The sequence below is a fragment of the Chamaesiphon sp. genome (assembly GCF_041737865.1).
Lineage (GTDB): Bacteria > Cyanobacteriota > Cyanobacteriia > Cyanobacteriales > Chamaesiphonaceae > Chamaesiphon.
On the sequence record NZ_JBGSQZ010000013.1, the window covers coordinates 1 to 21660 of the forward strand.

17 protein-coding genes are annotated in these 21660 nt (G+C 44.7%); 7 read left to right on the forward strand and 10 right to left on the reverse strand.

Annotation, left to right across the window (positions count from 1 at the left end; translation table 11 throughout):
* Positions 1 to 151 precede the first annotated feature (151 nt).
* Positions 152 to 310 carry an ADP-ribosylglycohydrolase family protein gene (locus ACEW9J_RS00700; RefSeq protein WP_373543233.1) on the reverse strand — a complete coding sequence of 53 codons (159 nt, stop codon included), beginning with the start codon at positions 308 to 310 and terminating at the stop codon, positions 152 to 154.
* A gap of 16 nt (positions 311 to 326) precedes the next feature.
* Positions 327 to 1133 carry an Rpn family recombination-promoting nuclease/putative transposase gene (locus ACEW9J_RS00705; protein ID WP_373543234.1) on the reverse strand — a complete coding sequence of 269 codons (807 nt, stop codon included), beginning with the start codon at positions 1131 to 1133 and terminating at the stop codon, positions 327 to 329.
* A gap of 160 nt (positions 1134 to 1293) precedes the next feature.
* Between ACEW9J_RS00705 and ACEW9J_RS00710 the strand changes: the two genes are divergently transcribed.
* Positions 1294 to 2685 carry an NAD-dependent malic enzyme gene (locus tag ACEW9J_RS00710; RefSeq protein WP_373543283.1) on the forward strand — a complete coding sequence of 464 codons (1392 nt, stop codon included), beginning with the start codon at positions 1294 to 1296 and terminating at the stop codon, positions 2683 to 2685.
* 189 nt (positions 2686 to 2874) lie between these two features.
* Positions 2875 to 3099 (forward strand): ferredoxin-thioredoxin reductase variable chain, encoded by a 225-nt coding sequence (locus tag ACEW9J_RS00715; RefSeq protein ID WP_373543235.1) that lies wholly within the window; start codon positions 2875 to 2877, stop codon positions 3097 to 3099.
* A 140-nt stretch (positions 3100 to 3239) separates the two neighbouring features.
* Here ACEW9J_RS00715 and ACEW9J_RS00720 read toward each other — a convergent pair whose 3' ends face one another.
* Both ACEW9J_RS00720 and ACEW9J_RS00725 read right to left on the reverse strand, forming a co-directional pair.
* The gene (locus ACEW9J_RS00720) at positions 3240 to 4331 is read right to left on the reverse strand and encodes a glycosyltransferase family 4 protein (RefSeq protein ID WP_373543284.1); all 1092 of its coding nucleotides are present in this window, start codon (positions 4329 to 4331) and stop codon (positions 3240 to 3242) included.
* Positions 4332 to 4377: 46 nt separating this feature from the next.
* On the reverse strand, positions 4378 to 4929 hold the full coding sequence (locus tag ACEW9J_RS00725; protein ID WP_373543236.1) for a hypothetical protein: 552 nt from the start codon (positions 4927 to 4929) through the stop codon (positions 4378 to 4380).
* A 278-nt stretch (positions 4930 to 5207) separates the two neighbouring features.
* Here ACEW9J_RS00725 and ACEW9J_RS00730 point away from each other — a divergent pair, with 278 nt between their 5' ends.
* Positions 5208 to 5894, forward strand: a complete 687-nt coding sequence (locus tag ACEW9J_RS00730) for a response regulator (protein WP_373543237.1) — start codon at positions 5208 to 5210, stop codon at positions 5892 to 5894.
* 116 nt (positions 5895 to 6010) lie between these two features.
* Here the strand turns inward: ACEW9J_RS00730 and ACEW9J_RS00735 are convergent, their stop codons facing one another.
* On the reverse strand, positions 6011 to 6883 hold the full coding sequence (locus ACEW9J_RS00735) for a Ycf66 family protein (protein WP_373543238.1): 873 nt from the start codon (positions 6881 to 6883) through the stop codon (positions 6011 to 6013).
* A gap of 276 nt (positions 6884 to 7159) precedes the next feature.
* On the opposite strand from ACEW9J_RS00735, the gene ACEW9J_RS00740 reads away from it, so the two are divergent.
* Positions 7160 to 8824: an ABC1 kinase family protein gene (locus ACEW9J_RS00740; RefSeq protein ID WP_373543239.1), complete on the forward strand. Its 1665-nt coding sequence runs from the start codon at positions 7160 to 7162 to the stop codon at positions 8822 to 8824.
* A 7-nt stretch (positions 8825 to 8831) separates the two neighbouring features.
* Entirely contained in the window at positions 8832 to 9053 is a 222-nt protein-coding gene (locus ACEW9J_RS00745) for a DUF433 domain-containing protein (RefSeq protein ID WP_373543240.1), read from the forward strand.
* Positions 9054 to 9300: 247 nt separating this feature from the next.
* On the opposite strand, the gene ACEW9J_RS00750 is transcribed toward ACEW9J_RS00745, so the two are convergent.
* Entirely contained in the window at positions 9301 to 10623 is a 1323-nt protein-coding gene (locus tag ACEW9J_RS00750) for a leucine-rich repeat-containing protein kinase family protein (protein ID WP_373543285.1), read from the reverse strand.
* Between the two features lie 208 nt (positions 10624 to 10831).
* Here ACEW9J_RS00750 and ACEW9J_RS00755 point away from each other — a divergent pair, with 208 nt between their 5' ends.
* Positions 10832 to 12496, forward strand: coding sequence for a hypothetical protein (locus ACEW9J_RS00755; RefSeq protein ID WP_373543241.1), 1665 nt, complete (start codon positions 10832 to 10834; stop codon positions 12494 to 12496).
* Here ACEW9J_RS00755 and ACEW9J_RS00760 read toward each other — a convergent pair whose 3' ends face one another.
* Positions 12497 to 13375, reverse strand: a complete 879-nt coding sequence (locus ACEW9J_RS00760; RefSeq protein ID WP_373543242.1) for a DUF4351 domain-containing protein — start codon at positions 13373 to 13375, stop codon at positions 12497 to 12499. It lies immediately after the preceding gene.
* Positions 13376 to 13538: 163 nt separating this feature from the next.
* Positions 13539 to 16007, reverse strand: coding sequence for a GH116 family glycosyl hydrolase (locus tag ACEW9J_RS00765; protein ID WP_373543243.1), 2469 nt, complete (start codon positions 16005 to 16007; stop codon positions 13539 to 13541).
* A 21-nt stretch (positions 16008 to 16028) separates the two neighbouring features.
* Between ACEW9J_RS00765 and ACEW9J_RS00770 the strand changes: the two genes are divergently transcribed.
* The gene (locus ACEW9J_RS00770; RefSeq protein ID WP_373543244.1) at positions 16029 to 16412 is read left to right on the forward strand and encodes a PEP-CTERM sorting domain-containing protein; all 384 of its coding nucleotides are present in this window, start codon (positions 16029 to 16031) and stop codon (positions 16410 to 16412) included.
* 385 nt (positions 16413 to 16797) lie between these two features.
* On the opposite strand, the gene ACEW9J_RS00775 is transcribed toward ACEW9J_RS00770, so the two are convergent.
* Positions 16798 to 18366, reverse strand: a complete 1569-nt coding sequence (locus ACEW9J_RS00775; RefSeq protein WP_373543245.1) for a phospholipase D-like domain-containing protein — start codon at positions 18364 to 18366, stop codon at positions 16798 to 16800.
* 111 nt (positions 18367 to 18477) lie between these two features.
* Positions 18478 to 21576: a UPF0182 family protein gene (locus ACEW9J_RS00780; RefSeq protein ID WP_373543246.1), complete on the reverse strand. Its 3099-nt coding sequence runs from the start codon at positions 21574 to 21576 to the stop codon at positions 18478 to 18480.
* Positions 21577 to 21660 lie beyond the last annotated feature (84 nt).

Here is a 21660-nt window from a genome sequence, read left to right on the forward strand (position 1 = left end):
CAAAACTATCCGTAAACCCAATGTTAAGTTGATTATTGCCCCTTTTCCTGAACACAGGCATCCTGACGACCCGTTTTTCTTCCAACCAGCTTCTCAAACTCTCTTGACAGTTAGCTTACAGGCTTAACTTGTCACTGATGCTATCATCAGACTATGTGCCAGGTCGCTCACTCCAGCAATTTTGACCGTACATATCGACAACAGGCTTTTGGGCTAATTCTTCACGAGTTTGAAACTCAACTGGAACGCCCAGCGCATCTCCCACGCTTAGACCCATCAAACCAGCTAGTATTTTTGAAGATTTCATCATAATACAACTATAGGAATTACCCTAACCAAGATTCCAAATCTGTCACGCTGGTAAAATCTAGCAAAGCCTCACCCAAAGCTTCCAATCGATCGAGATTCAAGGCACTAACTCTTGAGATGAGTTCGGGTGACAAATTGCCGACTTTCAGGGTAAGCTGTTTGAGGACTAAAGCTTGTTCGCCTGCTGCTTGGCCTTCCCGTAAAATAGCCTGATACATCGTTGATTCTTGCATTCCAGGACTCCTTATTAATCGTTCGATTGTCTGCTCCCCCAATTGTAACCCCGCCAAGATACTTGTTGCTGCTATTAAATTACTCTGTTCGCGCCGATCTTCAATCCCTTCCAACTGTCCTACGACTTGAGACAAAACCTCTTCCTTATTTGACGCACGACTCAGAACCGCATAAGGTAGCAACCCTGGCGTACTCAAAAATACTTCTACTGGTTCTTCCCATAGCCGAATTACTCGAAACTGATGAGTCATCACAGGTGTTTCATATTTCGTCTGTCGGACTAAATCCGAACCTGTCGGTTTGAGGTAGATGACTACTTGTTGGATATCTCGCTCTGGAAACTTGCGTCTCAACCGCAGATAATAATCAGCCATCCGAAATGGCATGGTTTCATCGGCGACTGTCTGAAACTCAGTGTGTAAAATAACATCCCTAGATTTTAGCAACATCACCGAATCGGCTCGAATCGGTTCGACATTAAGTTCGGTGGGATTGATAGTTGTCAGAGCGATTGGTTCGCCCAGTAGCCAAGTAGCGAAAGCAGTCGAATATCGTTCGATGAGAAATTTGGAGATGTTATCAATTGCCATTTAGAGTCTAAAGTTGAGCATCTTCAATACTACATCCTACTGCGATTCTCGTTCCAAGAGGCTACGCCAACGAGTGAAGCTCATTTAATTATTGCCGATCGATCCCTAGCGCGAACCTTTATAATTAAGGCTGCTAGTTGTGGACGCTTCAAAAACTGAGATGGTAAATTTAAATCCTACTTCTTCCTTTAGTATTTCCATGCACTTGGAAGTGCCCAATCGATCGGGGATGCTGGCGAGTATCGCTCAGGGTATCGCTTCTGTCGGTGGGAATATCAGTTCCCTCGATATTACCGAGCAGACTCGGATCTTGTCCCAAATCGATGTCACTGTGGATGCTACTAGTACCGAACATGGCGACCAAATTGTCGAGGTAGTCAAGTCGATTCCTGAGGTGCGGCTGACAAGTACATTCGATCGAACGATGCAGCTTCATCGCGGTGGTAAAATTCGGATGGAGAGCAAGATTCCGCTCACGCGTCAGTCGGATTTGGCGATGGCATATACGCCAGGGGTGGGACGTGTGTGTATGGCGATTGCCAATGAACCGGAACGAGTTTATGAGCTAACTATTAAGTGTAATACGGTCGCGATCGTCACCGATGGTAGTGCGGTATTAGGATTGGGCAATTTAGGTGCAGCCGCTTCGATGCCAGTAATGGAAGGGAAGGCGATGTTATTTAAAGAATTTGCCGGACTTGACGCATTCCCAATCTGTCTAGATACGCAAGATACCGAAGAAATCATCAAAACAGTCAAACATCTCGCGCCTGTATTTGGCGGGATTAATCTCGAAGATATCGCCGCGCCGCGTTGTTTTGAAATCGAAGCGCGATTGCGGGCAGAATTGGATATTCCGGTTTTTCATGACGATCAACATGGTACCGCGATCGTCACCCTCGCGGCTTTGATGAACTCGCTCAAACTGGTTAAAAAATCCCTGAATACTGTCAAAGTTACCATTAATGGTGCGGGTGCTGCTGGGATAGCGATCGCTAAATTATTTACCACCGCTGGCGTGGAACATATTTGTATCTGTGACTCGAAGGGAATTATCTCCACTAGTCGCACTGATTTGAATCCTGAAAAGCTAGAATTTGCTGTCGAGCAAACTGGTACTCTGGCTGATGCGATGGTGGGTGCGGATGTCTTCCTCGGAGTCAGTGCGCCAGGAGTCGTCAGCGTTGAGATGGTGAAGTCGATGGCAAAAGATGCGATCGTATTTGCAATGGCGAATCCGATTCCTGAAATCCAACCAGAATTAATCAGCAGTGATGTGGCGGTGATGGCTACGGGACGAAGTGATTATCCTAACCAGATTAATAACGTCTTAGCCTTCCCTGGCGTATTTCGCGGCGCGATCGATTGTCGTGCCAACCAGATTACCATCAATATGTGTCTAGAAGCCGCCAAAGCGATCGCATCATTAATTAATCCCAACGAACTCAGCCGCGAATACATCGTTCCTTCGGTGTTCGACAAGCGCGTCGCTACAGCTGTTGCTTCGGCTGTACAGAAGGCGGCGCGAGAGGAGGGAATTGCTAAATATTAAGGTGAGAAGATAACGTTTGAACTGTGATTTTTTGGATTGACCGATCGGCGATGACTAGCTACTAGAGGCAATAGTAGTTTATCTTTCAGTTATTCTAATCACAGTTCAGACAGCCGCGTACTAAACCATGAGAGAATAGAAGGCTATTAGATAAATTTCGGCAATCGAAAACATAGGTATTTTAAGAACATGCAAGTAGGCGATCGCGTTCGTGTCAGTACATCCGTAGTTATTTATCATCACCCTAAAAATCGCGGTCAAGCTGTCGATATTATCAACCAAGAGGGGATCGTTGATAAAATTGCCACTGAATGGAAAGGTCGCCCTGTCAGTGCCAATTTTCCCCTAGTTGTTAAGTTCGACAATGACAAGCTCCGGGCACACATGCGGGAAGATGAGATCGAGATAATTTAGTTTGTGCTAAATGAGCCTGAGACTGGAAGTCTCGGCTCGGATTGCGAAGTCCGCCTTCGCGGACTGACATATTAGTCCGTGAAGGCGGACTTTGCATTATGAGCGGCGATTTCAATCGCTGTCCTAATCTTTGGCGGTTACTATAGCTCTACTAATCGATCGAACCAACTTTCCATCACATTTCCCCAAGCCGATTGAGAGAAAACTGTTTCGGCTGCATGGCGACAGTCAGCTCGATCGATCTCATCTAACCGATAGATCGCGGATACTAAGCCATCTACACTGTCCGGTTCGACCAAAAACCCTGTTTTATCCGTGATGATTTCAGCAGGCCCCCCGCGCCGATAAGCGATGACTGGGACACCACAAGCAAAGCTCTCTATTGCCACATTTCCAAAGGCTTCGATCCAGCGTGGAGTCATTAACATCCCCCGACAAGTACGAAGGGCTTGTTGTAGTTCATGAGTAGGCAGAAAGCCGAGATATTCGATCGGAGCCTGAGGATAATCGCGTTGGATTTGTTCCCAGTAGGCGAGATCCTGAATTTTGCCCATGATTTTGAGCTTGATACCAGTCCGCTCGGCTGCGGCGACAGCATCTTCGAGAGCTTTCTCTGGGGAAATCCTGCCCAACCAGGCTAGAGCGTCCTCTGGAGTGTCGCAGTACTGATAGACAGCCGGATCGACGCCACTACCACCCACCACGCAGCAGAGATCGGCAAAACTAAAAGTCTCAGCTTGAGTACGCGTACATACGCCAATCGTACCAGGAAAATCGATCGCGACACATTCGATCGCCGCATCGATCGCGGCGATTTGCGAACCCATACTGACGAAATGTGCGATCGGGAGATCGAAAAAAGGCGTGAGATAAAATGGTAGCCAATCAAAGGCAGTATTAAAAATAATGTCATAATCGGCTTGAATCGCTCTCGCTTTTGCCCACATATTGGCTAAAACTGGATTTCCAGGCATAACGATCGATGCGGCATTTTCCTGAGTTTGGGCGGTAAGCTGGAGTTCTCCAGGGATTTGAACGATCGATAGATCCCCCAACTCAGAACCCATCGGGGCAATAATATCGATCCGATGTCCTCGCGATTGCAGTTCGCGGGCGAGATTGGCGATCGTTAATTCTACCCCACCACCCAAGCCGGAACCCAGAGCACCAACTGGAGTAGAGAGGATCAGAATTTTGAGTCTAGGCTGGGGGGATGAAATATTCAAAGGGATCGGAGGATGAAGCGACAGTCTCAATTTTAGCTGAAATTAAAGTTAATTAATTTTGGACAGAGCGGAGACGACGTTTAAATATTTGTTTGGTATCGGTATCGAGTAAACTCCAGATCCCTAAGGTGCCAGAGAAAAAGAAAACAATGCTACACACATACAAAATCGAGATTGATAAAGCCACCCACCACGCCCAGCTTTTGAACTGACGTAAATGGAAAATTAAGACTTCTAATAGCATTCCAACAGCAAAGATGCCCACACCCACCCACAGACTATTTAAGATCGATTGCCAGTCAACCATCACCAACTGTCGATCGGGTATGGCAGTTAAAACATTATAGGGATTACGGAGAATTAATCCTAGAAAAATATATAAATAGATAGTGAAGCTAACATTCCAATGTAAGCGTTTGAGCTTATTCCAATAGGTAATAATCCCGACAATGCCAGTAATCGCGATCGCATCAAACCAGAAGTGTAGATTGGGATGCGGCGCGTGAATACTCCCACTATTAAATACAAACATTAAGATCAGCATACTAATAGGTACGGAGCGCAAACTCCAAATTGTGACCATTAGTGATGTAGGAATTGACATGTTTGTGAGCAGCATCAATCTAAATAATTAATTTAATAATAAAATTGGACTTTGATTAAATCGATCGAATTTTTGAAAGCCATACTGACAGGTCGAGCATAGGTCTTATCTACCTATTTGCCATCATAACAAACAACCCTCAGATGCAATCCGCCAAAGTACTGACACCATCTAAGTCGTTGGCGTAGCCTACCGGAGGTAATCGAGAATCAGCTTAAACCGGACAAGTTTTGTTAAAGTGAGAAGTATAGGCAGCAAGGGAATAGGAACGTAATACGATGGCAGGAAAACTTTTATTAGTAGATGACGAACCAGGATTGCGGGAAGCAGTTCAAGCTTATCTCGAAGATAGTGGGTATGTCGTTCAAGTGGCGAGTAGTGCCAAAGATGCTTGGGATCTATTGCAACAACAGTTACCCGACTTGGTGATTTCTGATGTGATGATGCCGCAGGTAGATGGTTATCAATTTCTCAAACAAATGCGGGACGATGACAGGTTCAAGGCGACACCCGTTATTTTCCTGACTGCTAGAGGGATGAAAGCAGATCGGATTTCTGGTTATCAAGCTGGCGTCGATGCTTATTTATCCAAACCTTTCGATCCTGACGAGCTGATTGCGATCGTCCAAAACCTGATCGAGCGGCGGACTGTAGCGGTAGCCGCCTCCCAAAATCCAGAAATGGAAGGCATCGCCAAACAAATCGCCGCCGAACTGCGGGGGATGCTCAACCCCACTAGTGGCATTATCAAAACACCACCGCCAATCCGGATCGATCTGACTCCGCGCGAGCAGAGCGTCCTCGATCTTGTTGCTGCTGGATTGATGAATAAAGAGATTGCCAAGCAGCTTGAGACAAGTGTCCGAAATGTCGAGAAATATGTCAGTCGTCTGTTTGGCAAAACAGGCACTAATAGTCGTACCGAACTGGTGCGTTACGCGCTAGAGCATGGATTGACTAACTAGACTTCCTGCGAAAGTCAGGCTTTAGGCTTTAGGGGAAACCATAGACGAAAACGATACTAAAAAAAATGATGTTTTTACTTTCGCAGGAGGTTTACTAGATCCTCCCGCCCAATTGTCTATTCCCAATCTTCAGCATCTAATCGTGCTTTAGCAGAAATTGCCTCAGTTGGGGACATTGTGGCTAGATCTTCAGCAACAATTGCTGGTGGTTGAGGATCTGGGTTGCTAGCGGCTGACAACAATAGGGGAGTAGGTGGTTTAACGGCGGTGCCTAAAGGTTTTGTCGCTGGAGATGACTTTACTTCTAGTTTGATCCAAGCTTTCTCTGTCGATTCGACAACATCAACACGCAGTGTCGGTGCCAAATCTTGTTCAGTTTCAGGCTGGGCTGGAGGTAAATCGCTCTCTACAGGTGCGGTTTTCGGAGTGACAGAGGGTTGGACGCTCGGATTTTTTGGCGGGGCTAGAGGTACGCTCTGCGTCGATGTAGCTCTCTGAGGGACTGGCTGGACGATCGAATTTTTTGTCGAGGGGAGATTGCTCTCTACAGGTGCAGTTTTTTGGTTCGCAGAGGGTTGTTGCACGATCGGATTTTTTACCTGGGGTGGGGTGACTGGCTCGGTAGTTTTTGCTGGTGTTGGTGCTGTGGTAGGTTTAGTCGCTTTAGCCGTCGATCGATTTAAACCTAGTCGCTCTCGAAGTTTAGTTGTGCCAGCAATTGGCGATTGTGGACTCACAGGTGCGAGTTGCTGACGCAGCTTGAGAGTTTGCCATCCAAACCAGCCGATGAGCGCAACACTAGAGATTTGCCCGACTAAAATACCGCCCATCACCTGACGAGCGTAAATCCAGAGCGTCAGGGCATATAAAAAGCCAACTCCACTCCAGATAAAATCTTGTTTGCGATGGATTTCTGGAAAGAAGAAAGCGGAAATATACAAGCCAACGCTACCCGTACCGACTAAGACAGCTAATATATGTGCCAGCATGGCGATCGAACACTCCTGAGATTAAATTGTCGCAGCTAAAATATTGGTCATGCCGATCGTGTTGTCAACAGCGAACAGTCTTCCCCCCACAGATCGACTCATCACTATTCTACTACTAGCGTAAGTTGCTAGTCATAACCGCACACAACCGTTAGAACTTAGATGTCGATACAATAGTTGGTAAGGATTCGGCACAAAATGTGGATTGTGGTGAGGAATAGTTCCACTCATCGTCGAAACTTCGCTATTGACATAATTTTCAGGAGTTATTCACCCATGCAGGCTCTTTCCAAAATCGATAGTTCTCGCCAGCGGGAAATTATAGAAGTCCTGTTACATCATGGCTGGGACTTCATGCGTCAAATCCTGACAATTGGGAAAGCTTCCTCAGCGGAGGATCGAGTTGATGTACCACCCCCTGAGATCCTCCGAAGTATTTTGGTAGATTTGGGGCCAGTATACGTCAAACTGGGGCAATTGCTCAGTACTCGACCAGATCTGTTACCACTAGAATATATCGAGGCTCTGAGCGAACTCCAGTCGAATGTACCCCCGATCGATTGGCACGAGATCGAAGCCATCTTAATTCAGCAACTACCCCAAAAACCGTCAGAAATCTTCTCCCAGATCGATATTCAACCCGTTGCCGCAGGTTCGATCGCCCAAACCCATCGTGCCATCCTCAAAGATGGCCGGACAGTAGCCTTGAAGGTGCAGCGTCCAGGGATCGATCGCTTGGTGGCTAGGGATATCGCCATGATAAAGCAGACCGCCAAACTGCTATCTGGCACGGACTTTGGCAAACGTTACGATTTAGTTTCCCTAGCATCAGAATTTAGTACAGCTCTCCAAGCCGAATTAGACTTCACCCAAGAGGCAAGATATACAGAAAAGCTCCGCCAGAATTTATTAGCTGGTACTTGGTTTGACACGACCAAAATTATGGTACCAGAGATCGATCGACAGTTATCCACCCAGAAATTATTAGTCTTAGAATGGCTCGATGGCGTACCAATTCTCGCGGCGCAGCTCACTGGCAAAAATCACAATGGCAATATTCAGGAAGAGCGACAAGCACTGACTGTCCTCTGTTTCCGCGCCTTTTTTCAGCAATATTTAGTCGATGGCTTATTCCATGCAGATCCGCATCCTGGCAACCTATTTTATCTAAATGATGGGCGAGTAGCCGTGCTCGATTGTGGCATGATGGGGCGGCTAGATGCCCGTACTCAGTCGGCTCTGATGGAGATGATCCTGGCGATCGTCAATAGCGATTCCCAGCGGTGTGCCCAAATCACCCTGCAACTCGCCGAACCGATGGGCGAACTAAATCTCTCCCGCCTAGAATGGGATTACGATCGATTGCTCCACAAATACAACAACATCAGCTTGCAGAATATGAATGCCAGCGAAGCCTTCGCTGAAATCCTCCAAGCAGCGCGGCGAAACAATCTCCGCTGGCCGAGTAATATCGGGCTATTTGCCAAATCCTTAGCCAATCTAGAGGGAGTCGGGCGACAATTTAACCCCGAAGTCAATCTATTTGAAGAAGTCCGCCCGTTGATGAATGATATGTTTCAACGCCAACTGCTCGGCGACGATCCGATGCAGTCACTCCTCCGCACGGGCTTAGAATTAAAAAATCTCTCGCTCCAATCACCCCGACAATTAGGCTTTTTACTCGATCGATTTAGCTCCGAAACATTGAAGCTAAATATTACGATTCAAAACCTAGACGGCATTCAAAATAGTGTCGATGATGCCGCCAATCGTCGATCGTTTAGTACGGTAGTCGGTTCCTTAATCGTCGGAGCCGCGATCGTTTCTGCCAATGCTCGAACGCCTGAATTGCAACTACTAAGTAATGTGTTATTCGGGGCGGCGAGTATTCTGGGATTATGGTTGATTGTCAAAATTATTAGGTCTGGAAACTTACTTTAATTCAATTATGCAGCAGTTAGCTCGAATCACATTTAATCCAGCAGTTATGGGTGGTAAACCTTGTATTCGAGGTTTGCGAGTTACGGTTGGTACCATAGTCGGATTAATGGCATCTGGTCGCTCGATCGAGGAAATTTTGCAAGCATATCCTTATCTAGAGGCAGTCGATATAGCAGTCCTAAAGCAGATCCTTGGGTATCGATACTGGTGCGTTACGGCTGAAGCCTAACACACCCTACATCCACATAGCTTTTCATTTAGGATGGCTATATATATGAAGCTTTAGCCTATGCAGCTTGGCGGGTAGAAGAGATCGAAGTACCCCTTGTGACGTGAAGATCCTTATTGACATGAATCTCTCCTCAAGAAAGGAGCTTTAGTAACGATCGATAGTTCGCGTCTGAGGGCAAGAATTCTACCGATCGTCTAAGATTTTATCTAATTATTTTAAATCATGTTTTACGCTGTCGATGAATTTAATCTATTAAAATCTCAGCTAAAATTCGATCGATCTTACTAAATAAAGGTCTTGCCTCAGGATTCGTCTGCAAACAATCTTGCCGTAACTTATCTAATCCATAGAATGCCCACTTTTCAGCCTTAGTCTCTGGCACCTGAGCGCGATCGAGTAAATCTTCTAATAAACAACCAAACGCTCTGACTTCCAATCTTTCCAATGCCAAACTAGCGATCGAATCGTTCAAATCGTAGCTAGAAGCCGCACCAAAATCGCCTAACAAAGTATGACGATCTGCATTTACCAGAATATTGTGAGCGTACAAATCGCCGTGCATGATGCCCTGAGCGTGGAGATGAGCCGCAGCCGACGCAATCCCGATCGCGATCCGCAAAATTGCCGCTACTGAAAAAGATGTCCCCGCAGCATAAGTATCTCTGGTGCAGCTATCCAAACTCGGCGGGTTGCCCAAATTTTGGTAATCGGCGGGAATTAATGATAATATCAAACCCGATCGATTGTCAGGCAACCCATCGATTTTACCCAATGCGCCGACTAAATGTGGATGTCCGCCAGCAGCCAGACAAGCATTCATCTCATCGGCTGGCGTACCATCGCTCGTCATCGAGCCTTTGAAAATTTTGATCGCGACATCAGTTGGCGGCTGTGCTGGAGACTGCCATAAACCTTGGGAAATAACCCCCGATGCACCTTCACCCAAGGTATCAGCGAGGGTTAAATCTGCCCATGAAATGGTGGGTACAGTTGGCGACAGGTTCGCAATACAACACGGATTTCCAGCATAAGCCAACCACGACAGCCGAGGCAATGTAAATAACCAGGTTGGCAAAGACTCCAAGCGATTTGCCGCCAATCTAATCAGCTCTAAATTCTGACAAGCCGCCATCTCATCCGGTAGCGATCGCAATTGATTTCCGGCTAACATCAATTTTTGCAGCTTTTGGAGTCTCCCGATCGAATTGGGTAATTGCTCCAACTGGTTATCAGTCAGAATCAACCACCTGACACCCAGAGGTAGAACATTCTCGCCCAACACCCTAATTTTGTTAGACTTAAAACCCACCATCAACAGGCTCGGACAATCTGCCAATACTTCAGGGACTTCCTCAAAATCATTGTTACTCAGAAAAATAATTTTGAGCTTATTTAAGCGTCCCAGATCGGCGGGTAAAGATTGTAAATGATTATCAGACAGGTTCAATATTTCCAGAGAATCTGCTAAGTCGAAAATCTCAATCGGGAATTCCGTCAAGCCAGCCGCTAAATCCAGCCGTTTTATCCCCTGCAATTGACCGGAGCGCAGCAAGTCGATCGTTTCCATATCTCGGTAACTCATCCATCCTAAACTTAGCCATAATATATTGTAGCGGCGAACTTACCTACTATAAAAACTGGAAAACGCTTTTCAAATGTCTATTCTGCCACCTACTGTCATTCAAGCATTACAAGAAGCTGAGTTAATCCAGAAACACGATCGACTCTGCGATCTAGCTGCGATCGATGCTATTCCGATCGAGCTTTTACAGATATTGACACTGAATAATCAAATCTCGATCGCTAAACAGTCTACTACGGCTGAGAGAATATTGGTTAATCTGGCGACTAATAAAAACAAAGAAATCCGACTATCTGTTTTTAAAAACTCAAATATTACAATGACGGTGCTAAATATTTTGAGCGAGGATAAAGATCGCCAAATTCGTAGATTATTTAGAGTACATCCGAACAATCCCAATCGTCGATCCCATAACAGTCCCTGGCAATTGCGAAAACTTGCTCAAGACGAAAACTATTTGGTACGTGCTCAAGTTGCTCGTAATCCAGAGACACCCATTGATGTTTTGGCATTTTTAGCTAGCGATCTCGTTTATCAGGTACGTGCTGAAGTTGCCCGTAATCCAGTTACCCCAGTTGATGTTTTAAATATTTTAGCTGACGATCCTTATTGTTATGAGTACCGCAATTGTTTTACATACACCATAAGAGAAGCTGTTGCTGGAAATAAAGCAACTCCAGCATATATCTTACGAAAATTATCTAGAGATCCAAGTTGTTCTCATCTAGTAGGACGGAATCCAAATACACCCATAGATATATTGGAAGAATTTGTAAAAAATAATAATGCAGGTGCTATGCGTAGAATGGCTTCTAATCCATCTACTCCAGGTGATCTTCTTGCAAAAATTGTTAGTCTATATCCACATGATATTCAGGACATAATTTTACCTGTCTCTAAGCATTTAAATACGTCTGCTTCAACACTGGCTGTTTTATCTACTTATAATGACAATAATGCTCATTATGTCAGAGTTGGAGTTGCTAGTAATCTCAACACTTCTCCAGAAATACTAGTTAATTTAGCTAGAGATTCATATATACCAAGATATCAGGGCTTCGATCGTTATGCCATAAAAATTGCTGTAGCTAGCAATCCAAGTACTCCTGTCCATAGCTTAGAATTATTATGGGATTCAAAAGATATATTTATTTGTCAGGCTTTAGCAAAAAATCATAGAATACCAATCAATTTGTTGAGAAATATTTCTGAAACAAAAGAATATTTATTTATGTCACATATATCAGGTGACTATAATGATATTAGGTTTAAGTCAATTTCTAGTCTTGACAATAAAAAATATTTGCTAAAAGATATTCAAATAGCCTTGTGTAGTAATCCTCAAACACCTAATGATATTTTAGAAAAGTTGGCAGACTACCAAAGATACAGATACGATCTATTTAGTATTGCCTACCATAAAAGCATACCTATCTCTGTTCTTGAGAAGCTCTCCCAGCTTAAAGCTAGTAGTAAAATAAGAAAAGCAGCACAAGCTCGTCTACGATCGATTTATCGAGAATTAGCATCTAACCCAGAGACATCTACAGAACAACTATGGGAAATGTTGTATCATCGAGATATCGAAATTAGATTAGCTGTGTTGTTGCATCCACGGGGATTGAATTTATTACTCGATCGAGCTTTACAAGTAGAAAATTCATTAAATCGATTTATTGCGGGGCTGCATCCTCAACTTTCAGCAGTACAGAGAGATAAATTATTTTACTCCGATAATTGGCTCGATCGATTGGCGATCGCGTGTAATCCGTCAACATCGATCGAGTATCTACAAAGATTAAGTCAAGATGCTCACGATCTGGTTAGAGATATTGCAAGTCAGAAAATACTAAACTAATTAACAGTTGGTATCTAGCCAAGATGTTAAATCCTCCATTCTAGCAAAGTCTAAAAGAGCATCTCCTAAACTCTCCAGCTTTTCTACATGTAGAGATTTGATTCTGTCCTGAACTTGAACTGGTAGCTCGCCTACCCGACGTTTCAATTGACGCATAATTACTGCTTGCTCTCCACGTTCTTCGGCTGCTTGAATCTGGGCTAGATATAAAGGTGATAATTGCATAATTAACTCCTGCTCTTCTGTTTTTTTACTTTTTTGGGATTCTAAAATGATTCTGAGGTTTCCAAACAGTTTTAAGGCATCTATCCGATATGGACTATCGACAGGTAGCGCAGCTACTTCAGAAATTGCCTGTTGTTGGACTTTACCTTTGCCCAATAACCGAAACCATAAAGTAGCTGGAATCGCTGGTAACTGGTGAATGACGATAATCCCCGTCTTCTGCAATGGTGGCAACAAGTACACACCATTTCCCCAACTTACTTCATTTATAGCACCAAAACCTGTCAATGTTGGTGCGGCTAATGTGGGAGTGAGAATCCACAAGATTGGGAGTTCGGCATCAGTAATCTTTCGTCCATCCTTTTTGGCTTGTCGAACTGTTTCTCGCTGCAAGTCATAGAGTTTCGCCATACAACTCCGAATCTCGGCGGTACTGACTGGGTTTCGGAATGGTTCAAATACGGCAGGTTGCGACGCACATCGAGCGAGGAGTCCAAGGGCTGAGATTCTGGTAGGATCTTTAGTAGGGTTGAAGTAGACATCGATTTCTCTAACTTCACTATCGATGGTGAGAGCGGTTGTCACCTGTCCCCCTGGAGCCAGTAGTGACTCCAGTAAGTTTTTGGCAAATTGGTCGTGGGGAAATTGTGTCATGCGAAGATCGAAGTGCTGTAGGTTGGGTTGAAGAATGAAACTCAACAATTAGGGTGATTGGGTTTCGCGTTGCTCTACCCAACCTACGTAGATGTCTCACTAAATTTTTCAGTCCGCGTAGGCGGACTTTGCATCACGAGGAGTGGTTTTAACCACTTTGAGTCTAGGTAGCAACTTGACTCAAAGTATGATAAATTCCCCAAATTGCCATCGCTCTGAGGTAGTGACTGGCACGAAAAGTGCCAGCGGAGGTAATCGCTTCGGGGGTTCTAAATTGCAACCCATTAGTATATACCTGCTCCACAATTGTCTCGGCTAATTTTAACGCTTCCTCGCGCATTCCCATTTGGACTAAAAATGCAGCAATGCCAAAGTTAATTCCCGTCCATACTTCGAGGGGATGGGTATCTTTAGGATTTGATGGTGAGCCGTCGATTTTGACCCCGTTGGCGGCTCCAAACTTGCCGCCTTGGAAATTGAGAAAACACGAGCGATAGACGGTTTCTAGGGCAGTTTTGGCACAGTCTAGGGGCACGATGTTATCAAGTTCTAGGAGCTTGGCGTAGAATTGACCGCAGAGTTGATCTGCCATGACTACTTCTGAGCCGCTGCCCGTATCGATGCGGTAGAAACTACCATTCCAGAGTTGTTGTTGATAGATGGGTTTGGCTGTATCTAACCAGGCTTGATATTGAGGGATGATTTCGGTGGGGTTGGGCGTGAGTTGTTCGTGGTATTGTGGGGATAGGATTTGACCGATCGCGATCGCCGCCTCTAATGCTGCTAACCATAATCCACCACAATAAGCACTAATTCCTTGTAGTCGCCAATCATCGAAAGTTTGATCGGGTGCGCCGGAGTTTTCAATCATTCCATCGTTATCGAGATCGAATTGTTTCAGGTAGGCAAGTGTATCAACAATTGCACTCCAACATTCGGCGAGAAATTCGATATCGGTTTTACCTGTAAATATATAGGCGCGATAAACTTGAAGGACAAAATCGCTACCCAAATCTTTCCACAGGTTGCAATCTTGATAACAGGTATAATTCGTCTTTTCCCAGGGATGTTCGTTGGGTGCGCCGAGATCGTGGGGGGTGGCGTGAAGGGTTTTTCGGGGTGCCATCATCTCGGATCGATCGATATTTTGGGGACGATCTTCATAGCCGAATGCGGTTTGGACGTAGTAACCGATAAGGCGTTGATTGGTATCTTCGGTATGGATGGCTCTGGCGAAGGCAATTAGGATTGATTTCTCTAATTTCGGCCAGAGTAATAGTACAGAAAAGGAACCATATAGGCGGACATCTAAACTCTCATACCAGCGGTAATCTAAACATTCTAATACGCCAAATTGTCCGACTGGATCGCGATCGTCAGCAGCCGTCCATAATGTTCCGCCATCGGTTAGTAAATATAGCTCATTGAATAACGCCATCTTGAACCAGTTAGGCAGATCCGATCGATCGAGTGTTGGTTGTTGCCAGTTAATTATCTGCTCTTGCCAGGTATCATAATGTTTGAAAGCTGTGCGAACCATCGCCCAACTATTTTCACCCGATCGACCGAAAAAATCTGTGTAGCGGCGATAATAATTTATCCCTTTACCAAATTCAGTAATCGGGAAATCCCACGCGAGAATAAAGGGAATCTTTTTGGTTTTCCCTGGTTTAACTGTAAACCGAATGGTAATGGCTGCGGCAATTCTTTCGCCAGACTTTGCCTCACTTTCATCATCGATATCGGGGAGCGAACCATCAGCAGCAAAACTCTCCCAAATTTTGCCACCGTTGCCGATCGGGTTCCACCGCGAATGATAAAATACTTCTACGCTCGGATTGGCAATACTCGCGATCGACCATTGTCCCTCGCCTTCACTCGGTACGTCCGATTTATGTGCTTTGTCGAGTAAACAACCCACCCGATAATTATCGACAATCCACTGATTATAATTGCCCTCACTCTCACCGATGCGGGGTTGATAATCATAGACGGGACTACCATCATCGCGAATTTCCACCTTACTAGATGGGCTAGTATTTGCAAACCAACCGACGGTATTTTCCCAGGTGAACATAATGCTCAAAGTAATGGGTTTATCCGTCGGATTATGAGCCGTCCATTCAAATACCGCGATCGGATAAGAAGTCTCCTGATAATTATCCGCCCAAATCGGCGAAAACTGTTCGCAAGTTAATTGCGCCTGGAAGACGTTTTCATAGCTGTACCAACTACGGGGATATAAAGCCTGATAATTGCCCGTTCCCTGCCCTGCTGATGTCGTCTGGGGATACCATTGCCACCGATTTAAGCTATCATCTTCAGGTGCTTGTGTAGACATCGCATAAGCCTGAGTATCGCCATTACCTGACTGCTCGAACACGCTAAATTGACAAGCCGAGAGGTTTTTAAAAACGTGTTCGCCGCCATCGATGTGCCATAGATTGAACTCCCCGCGATGGGATCTGCCGATACATCCCGCCCCAAATCCGCCCAATGGCATCCCATGAAATGGCCCATCGTCTAGATTACTCTCATAGCGGACTGTATAGGGTTTTTCCCAGTCTTGATGAAACTGACGTTGCCAAGAAGTAGCAGTAGGAATCGACGGACGGGGCAAGGGTTCGAGCATATACAAGCGGGTGTGGGGAAGATGCAATTCCCTATTGTAGACTGCCGCTGTAAATTAAAGTTATTTGTAGCGATCGACTTAAACGATTTTTTCGATAATAGTGTAGCACGGATCTATTTTACTGGTTTAAAGGCTGACAATAGTACTGTCACCGCAGACTTTACAACAGACGATTTGTCAGGGTTTGAAACTTTTAACTTTGCTAACTTCACCGATTTAGTTTCTGTTAGTTGGATGGATCTTATCAACATCGCGCAGTTTGATAATATTAACGTTACTCCGACTGCTAATGCTACTGAGGTACCCGAACCATTTACGGTGTTAGGGACGATCTTTGGTGCGGGATTTGGTGTTGCACTCAAGCGGAAACTAGCAAAAGATCGAGATAAAGCAGACATCTCGTAGAGTAGAGATCTTTAACCAACCTGTAGGGGCAGGTTTATGCCACTAATTCAAACGTGAAGTTAACCTCCGTACAAACCTGCCCAACCCCACCAGAAGGTTACTAGTGGGTGAGGGCTGGTTTGTACGATAGTTGTCGTTACAGCAGAGATTAATTGCATAAACCAGCCCCTACGGATTTTTGAATGTTCTGGCATTTAAAATGGACATTGAATTTTGAGCTATTGAAAAAGCTGCTAACAGGAACAGGAATTTTTGATTAATATTCGATCTCAATTCTAGACCACCTATTGAAAAATCAACAGAATCTTATGCGATAAACAACCTTGATTGTGAGCAAGTAGATCTGAATTAATTCATCCTCAAATCTACCTTCAGCGATCGAACATTAAACTTCAGCGCAATCGAATAATGTGATGAGTTTGTCGATAATTTCGGGGCTATCGGTTTTGAGTCCGACTTCGCGTTCGCTAGATTTGGTATCGGAAGTCAGATAGTTGTGACTACCCAGCATTGAAAATTTGCGATCGCAAACTAAGAATTTTTCATGAGTGCCCAAAACTTTGAGCTGTAATAATCGATCGTGTTTAATTTGCAGTTCGGATAATTCAGGTAGTGCATTATAATGCCAATCATTCGATTTTAATAATTCAGATTGCGATAGGTATGCTCGATTGTTATCGACATCTTTTAAATGTCCCCAGCCAATCTCGATCGATACGCCGCGCTCTAAAGCGGATCTCATTAAATCGACAACCTCTGAATTAATGGCATATTTAGTCAGCCAAGGACACACTAAAATTAGTCGAGATCGTGACTGTTGTAAGGCATCTAAAAATACTTGACGACTCTGGCTTCTGCCATAGATGAGGTCGTATTTATAATTGGTTGGTAATGATTGCTTAATTACTGTAAATTGTGATAGTATCTCTTGCTGAATTAGCTCGTGAATTTGTGGATTAGTAGTAACTGTTTCGATCGAGTCAATCCGATTTTTCAATCGTAAGCTATAATCGTGTAGGTCGCTGAGACTAGTATCTAGTTCTTCAATTTGCTGGATCTTATCGGCTAAGATTGGATTAGTTGCTAATTGCTGAATTGATAATTTAGTATTGGCGATCGAAGCATGGATATTATCTCTATCTAGTTCTAATTCTGTGAATTTTAAGGCATAGTCTGTTTTACTACTCGAAACCACCGATTCAAGCATCTGAATTCGCTCGTCAATTGCTGTGATGTAGCTACTCATGCTAGCTATTTGTAATAGCTCTTGTCGATCGGCAAAAGCTTGCTCTAACTCTAAAAATCGCCAGCCAATTTGTTTGATGGCATCTTCAGATACTTTGGAATTTTCCTCTAAAAACTGAAGCTTGAGCTTCATTTGCTCGATCGATATATAAATAGAGTCTTTGGCTAAATCTAATTCTAAAAAATTCAGGCTATGCTCTAAAAGTTCCGAGCTGTTATCTGGATCGATTGGCGCAAGCATTTGAATATTACTCACAATTTCGCCAAATTCTCGCTCCGTGGTAACTCGATCGCGGTCGTTAAATTCTTTCTCAAAGTTAGAAAAATTCAAGCTAAGTTGTTTGAGAGAATCTTTGGTTAAGTCAATTTCAGTTAGAAATAGACTATTATCTCTTTTTTGAATTTCTAAAACTACTGTTTCTAGTTGCTGTAATTTTTGCCGATCGGTATTGACACTTGCCACTAATTTATAGAATTCAACGGTGGTAGGAGCCACAGGTAAAATAATTAGTTGTTGTTCTAAGTTTGCCAGACGGCGTTCGAATTTGGCTAATTCTTTCTGACGATTTACTAGACTTAATGAAAGAGAAAGTGTTAGAGGCGTAGCAATGTAAGCTATTTGTTGAGTCACAATCGCCGCAGCAGTTCCTAATATAGATAATCCGATCGCCGCAGATTCTATACTATTAATATATTTTTTAATATTCACGATTTCACCCTTTCCCCGATCGAGCTAGCAATATGATGTATCTATATCCTGTAGTAACGATCGCCAATCGGGATAAAAATTGGTAATTACCTAGATTTCAGATTGCTACAGCTAGGGCGATGGAGCGGCTATGGGGTTTTTAAAAATATCTGTTAAGGCTTGCGATAGGGTTTCCGCCATCACGATCCGGTTTTCGTACGATACAATTACTCGAATTAGGGTAGGCAACTCGTTTTGAGTAGCTTCGAGATAGAGCGGTTCGACATATAATAGGGATTGCTCGATCGGGATGATGAGTAAGTTTCCCTGAACTACCCGCGAACCTTGGCGATTCCAGAGTGAGATTTGACTCGATATCGTTGGATCTTGGTTGATTCGGGCTTCGATTTGTTCGGGGCCGAAGATTTGGCGTTGTTTGGGAAAGGTATAGACTAGTAATTTGCCGTAATTATCGCCATCGGAACGAGCCGCCAGCCAAGCCACTAAATTTGTCCGCTGCTGGGGGGTATAGGGAATCAGCAGGGTGAATTCGGGTACGGGGATGGTGGGTAAGCTGGTAATTAAATAATATGGCTCCACCAGTCGCGGCTTGTCGCCATAGACTTCGGTGGGAATTTGCCACCGATCTTCGCGGTTGTAAAATACCTGCGGATCGGTCATATGATAGGTCATCAACCGCTCTGATTGAATCTTGAAGAAGTCTTGGGGATAACGCAGGTGGCGACGCAAAGTTACAGGCATCGCACTCAGCGGTTTGAATAAATCGGGAAATATTTTCGCCCAGGTGGTAACGATCGGATCGCTCGGATCGGCAATATAAAAGCTCGTAGAGCCATGATAAGCATCGATAACGACTTTGACTGAGTTGCGGATATAATTGATGCCTTCCGTGCCAATATCGGCGTAGGGATAGCGATCGCTGGTAGTATATGCGTCAACAATCCAGTACAGATAGCTAGGATCTTTAGCAGTGGTGGGATTTCCCCGTGCATCTGCCGCTACTAAGTATGGATCTCGATCGTACCGCAAGAACGGGGCGATCGAGCGAATCCGGCGATCGATATTACGGCGCATTAATAGCTTGGTTTCTGGTAAAAATTCCGGCGTGAGTAGCATCCGCCAATCATTCAAATACTTGCCAAATAGCAGCTTGCGCCCCAACGAACCGATATTAATTCCACCCCGCCCGTCGTAAACGTTGTAGGTATTTTCATTACCACTGGGATAGTCTAATTCTTTGACTTTGGTACCAGTCATGATGTAATTACTGTTGCTTTCTCCATAATAAATGCGCGGTTGCCCGATCGGAATACTCGCCCGCGCAGCATCTGTCATTGTCAGGGGATCTCCTCCCTGCGTACCGATATCTTTGACTAAATATTCGGGTAATCCACCCACCGCCACTCGATTGACGGGGCTGAGGGTAAATCCATAACCGTGAGTGTAAATTAGATGTTGATTTACCCAAGTTTGGGCTTGTTTGGGAACGGCGGTATAGTCGAGTTCCCGTGCCGAAATCATTACTTGTTGTTGCTCTGCGGGGGCTAGAGCAACCCCTTGATAAGGGGGGGTTGAGGGGGTAACACCACCAACAACGGAGACGGAGTTTGGTGCTGTGGCGGAGATTTTTACCCCACCCCAGCCCTCCCCTTGGAAAGGGGAGGGGGTAATAGTTTTGTCGGAGCTAGGATCTAAAGAGAGTGAAAGTGGTGTAGGGGCGGCTAAAACTTGCGGTTCGCTAGCTAGAGTATATCGATCGATATCGGCATCTAAAAAGCGATAATAGAGTCTGATTTGTTGGAGTTGACGATTGGTTGCTAGAAGCGGTTGCTTATCCCAGAGTCGAATATTCCGAATAATGCGATCGTTTGCCTTAATTTTCTGCTCGGTCAGATTTGCCTGGGGATCGAACGTATTAAGTGTAATATTATCTAGCCCAAAAGCCTTTCGAGTCAATGAGATCGTCCGTTTGATATAGGGTGTTTCGCGGACTAATTCATTAGGTTGGACGATTAACGCTTGGACGATCGCAGGTAAAATGGTAGTAGTACCGATCGTCATCATTAGATATAAAATCGCCGCCAGTCGGAGCAATCGATAATTTACTCGTGCTGGTAAGTAGATCGATTGCCAGCCTAAATAAACCGCGATCGCCAATGCTAAAATACATAATGCGCCATCTGCTGGTAACAACACATTGATATCGGTATAACTCGCGCCAAATGATACGCCGCGCGGGGAATATAATAACTCATTGCAACCCAACCAGTAGCTAAAACTCACCACTAACATTAAGCCACCACCCAATCCACACAAGTGGCGTTGTCGAGCGCGAGTAAAGCCCCAAAATTTGCCCTGACTGAGACTATCGCCAGCTAATAAATATGTCAAAAGTACGGCGATAAATCCATACAAACACATTCCCATCAGCCAAAATTCCAGCAGCTCTGCGACTGGTAAACCGAAGATATACGCGCTAATATCTCGATCGAATACCGGATCTGTCTGCCCGAAAGCAGTAGGTTGAAAGTAGGGTAAAACGCGCATCCATTGTTGCGAAACCACCCACGCGATCGATATACTCAGGATTAAGGCGATCGAGCCAATTAAAAATCGCGGATAAATCAGCATCGCGATCGCTAATATCCCCACCCCGACTGCTATCGAGCCATGTCCGCCTAATTGCTTGCCGATCTGCCAGATCGCTTCTGGACGAAATAATACTGGTGCAGGTGGCGCAACGGGTAAACTAAAATCGATATCCCATTGACTTACTGCCACCCGCAGATAATGAACCAAGATCGCGCCGATCGACAGGCTTAAACTTAGGGTCAGAGGCAGCAACCAACGGAGATTTAAGACGGTTAAAACTCGCGGAGACTCTAAATCGATGCCAGTGGGTTTTTTAGCTGCTTGCTGTCGATTTAGTTCGGCTAATGTGTGATTTAGTCGTTGTGCTAATGCCAGATTACCCAATAGATAAACCGCTGTGAGGGTAAAAACCACAATTCCCAACAGCCCCTGAGTTTTGAGGCGTAGTAAGTAGATCGGTAAATAGCCGACTTCCTCAAACCACAACATCTCTACACCCAGACGCGCAAAGATTTCGATCGATAGCCACAATCCAAGCAGCACGAGCGGGAATAGCAAATATCTTCGCGTGGTTGGTTTTGAAGGCGGCAACTTTACAACATCTCTAGCAGATTTCATTAAATTAGCTCGATTTGTAAATAGGGCGGCACAAATATTTATAACATTATTGACGACATATCCCTGAATTTAGGGATATAGCAA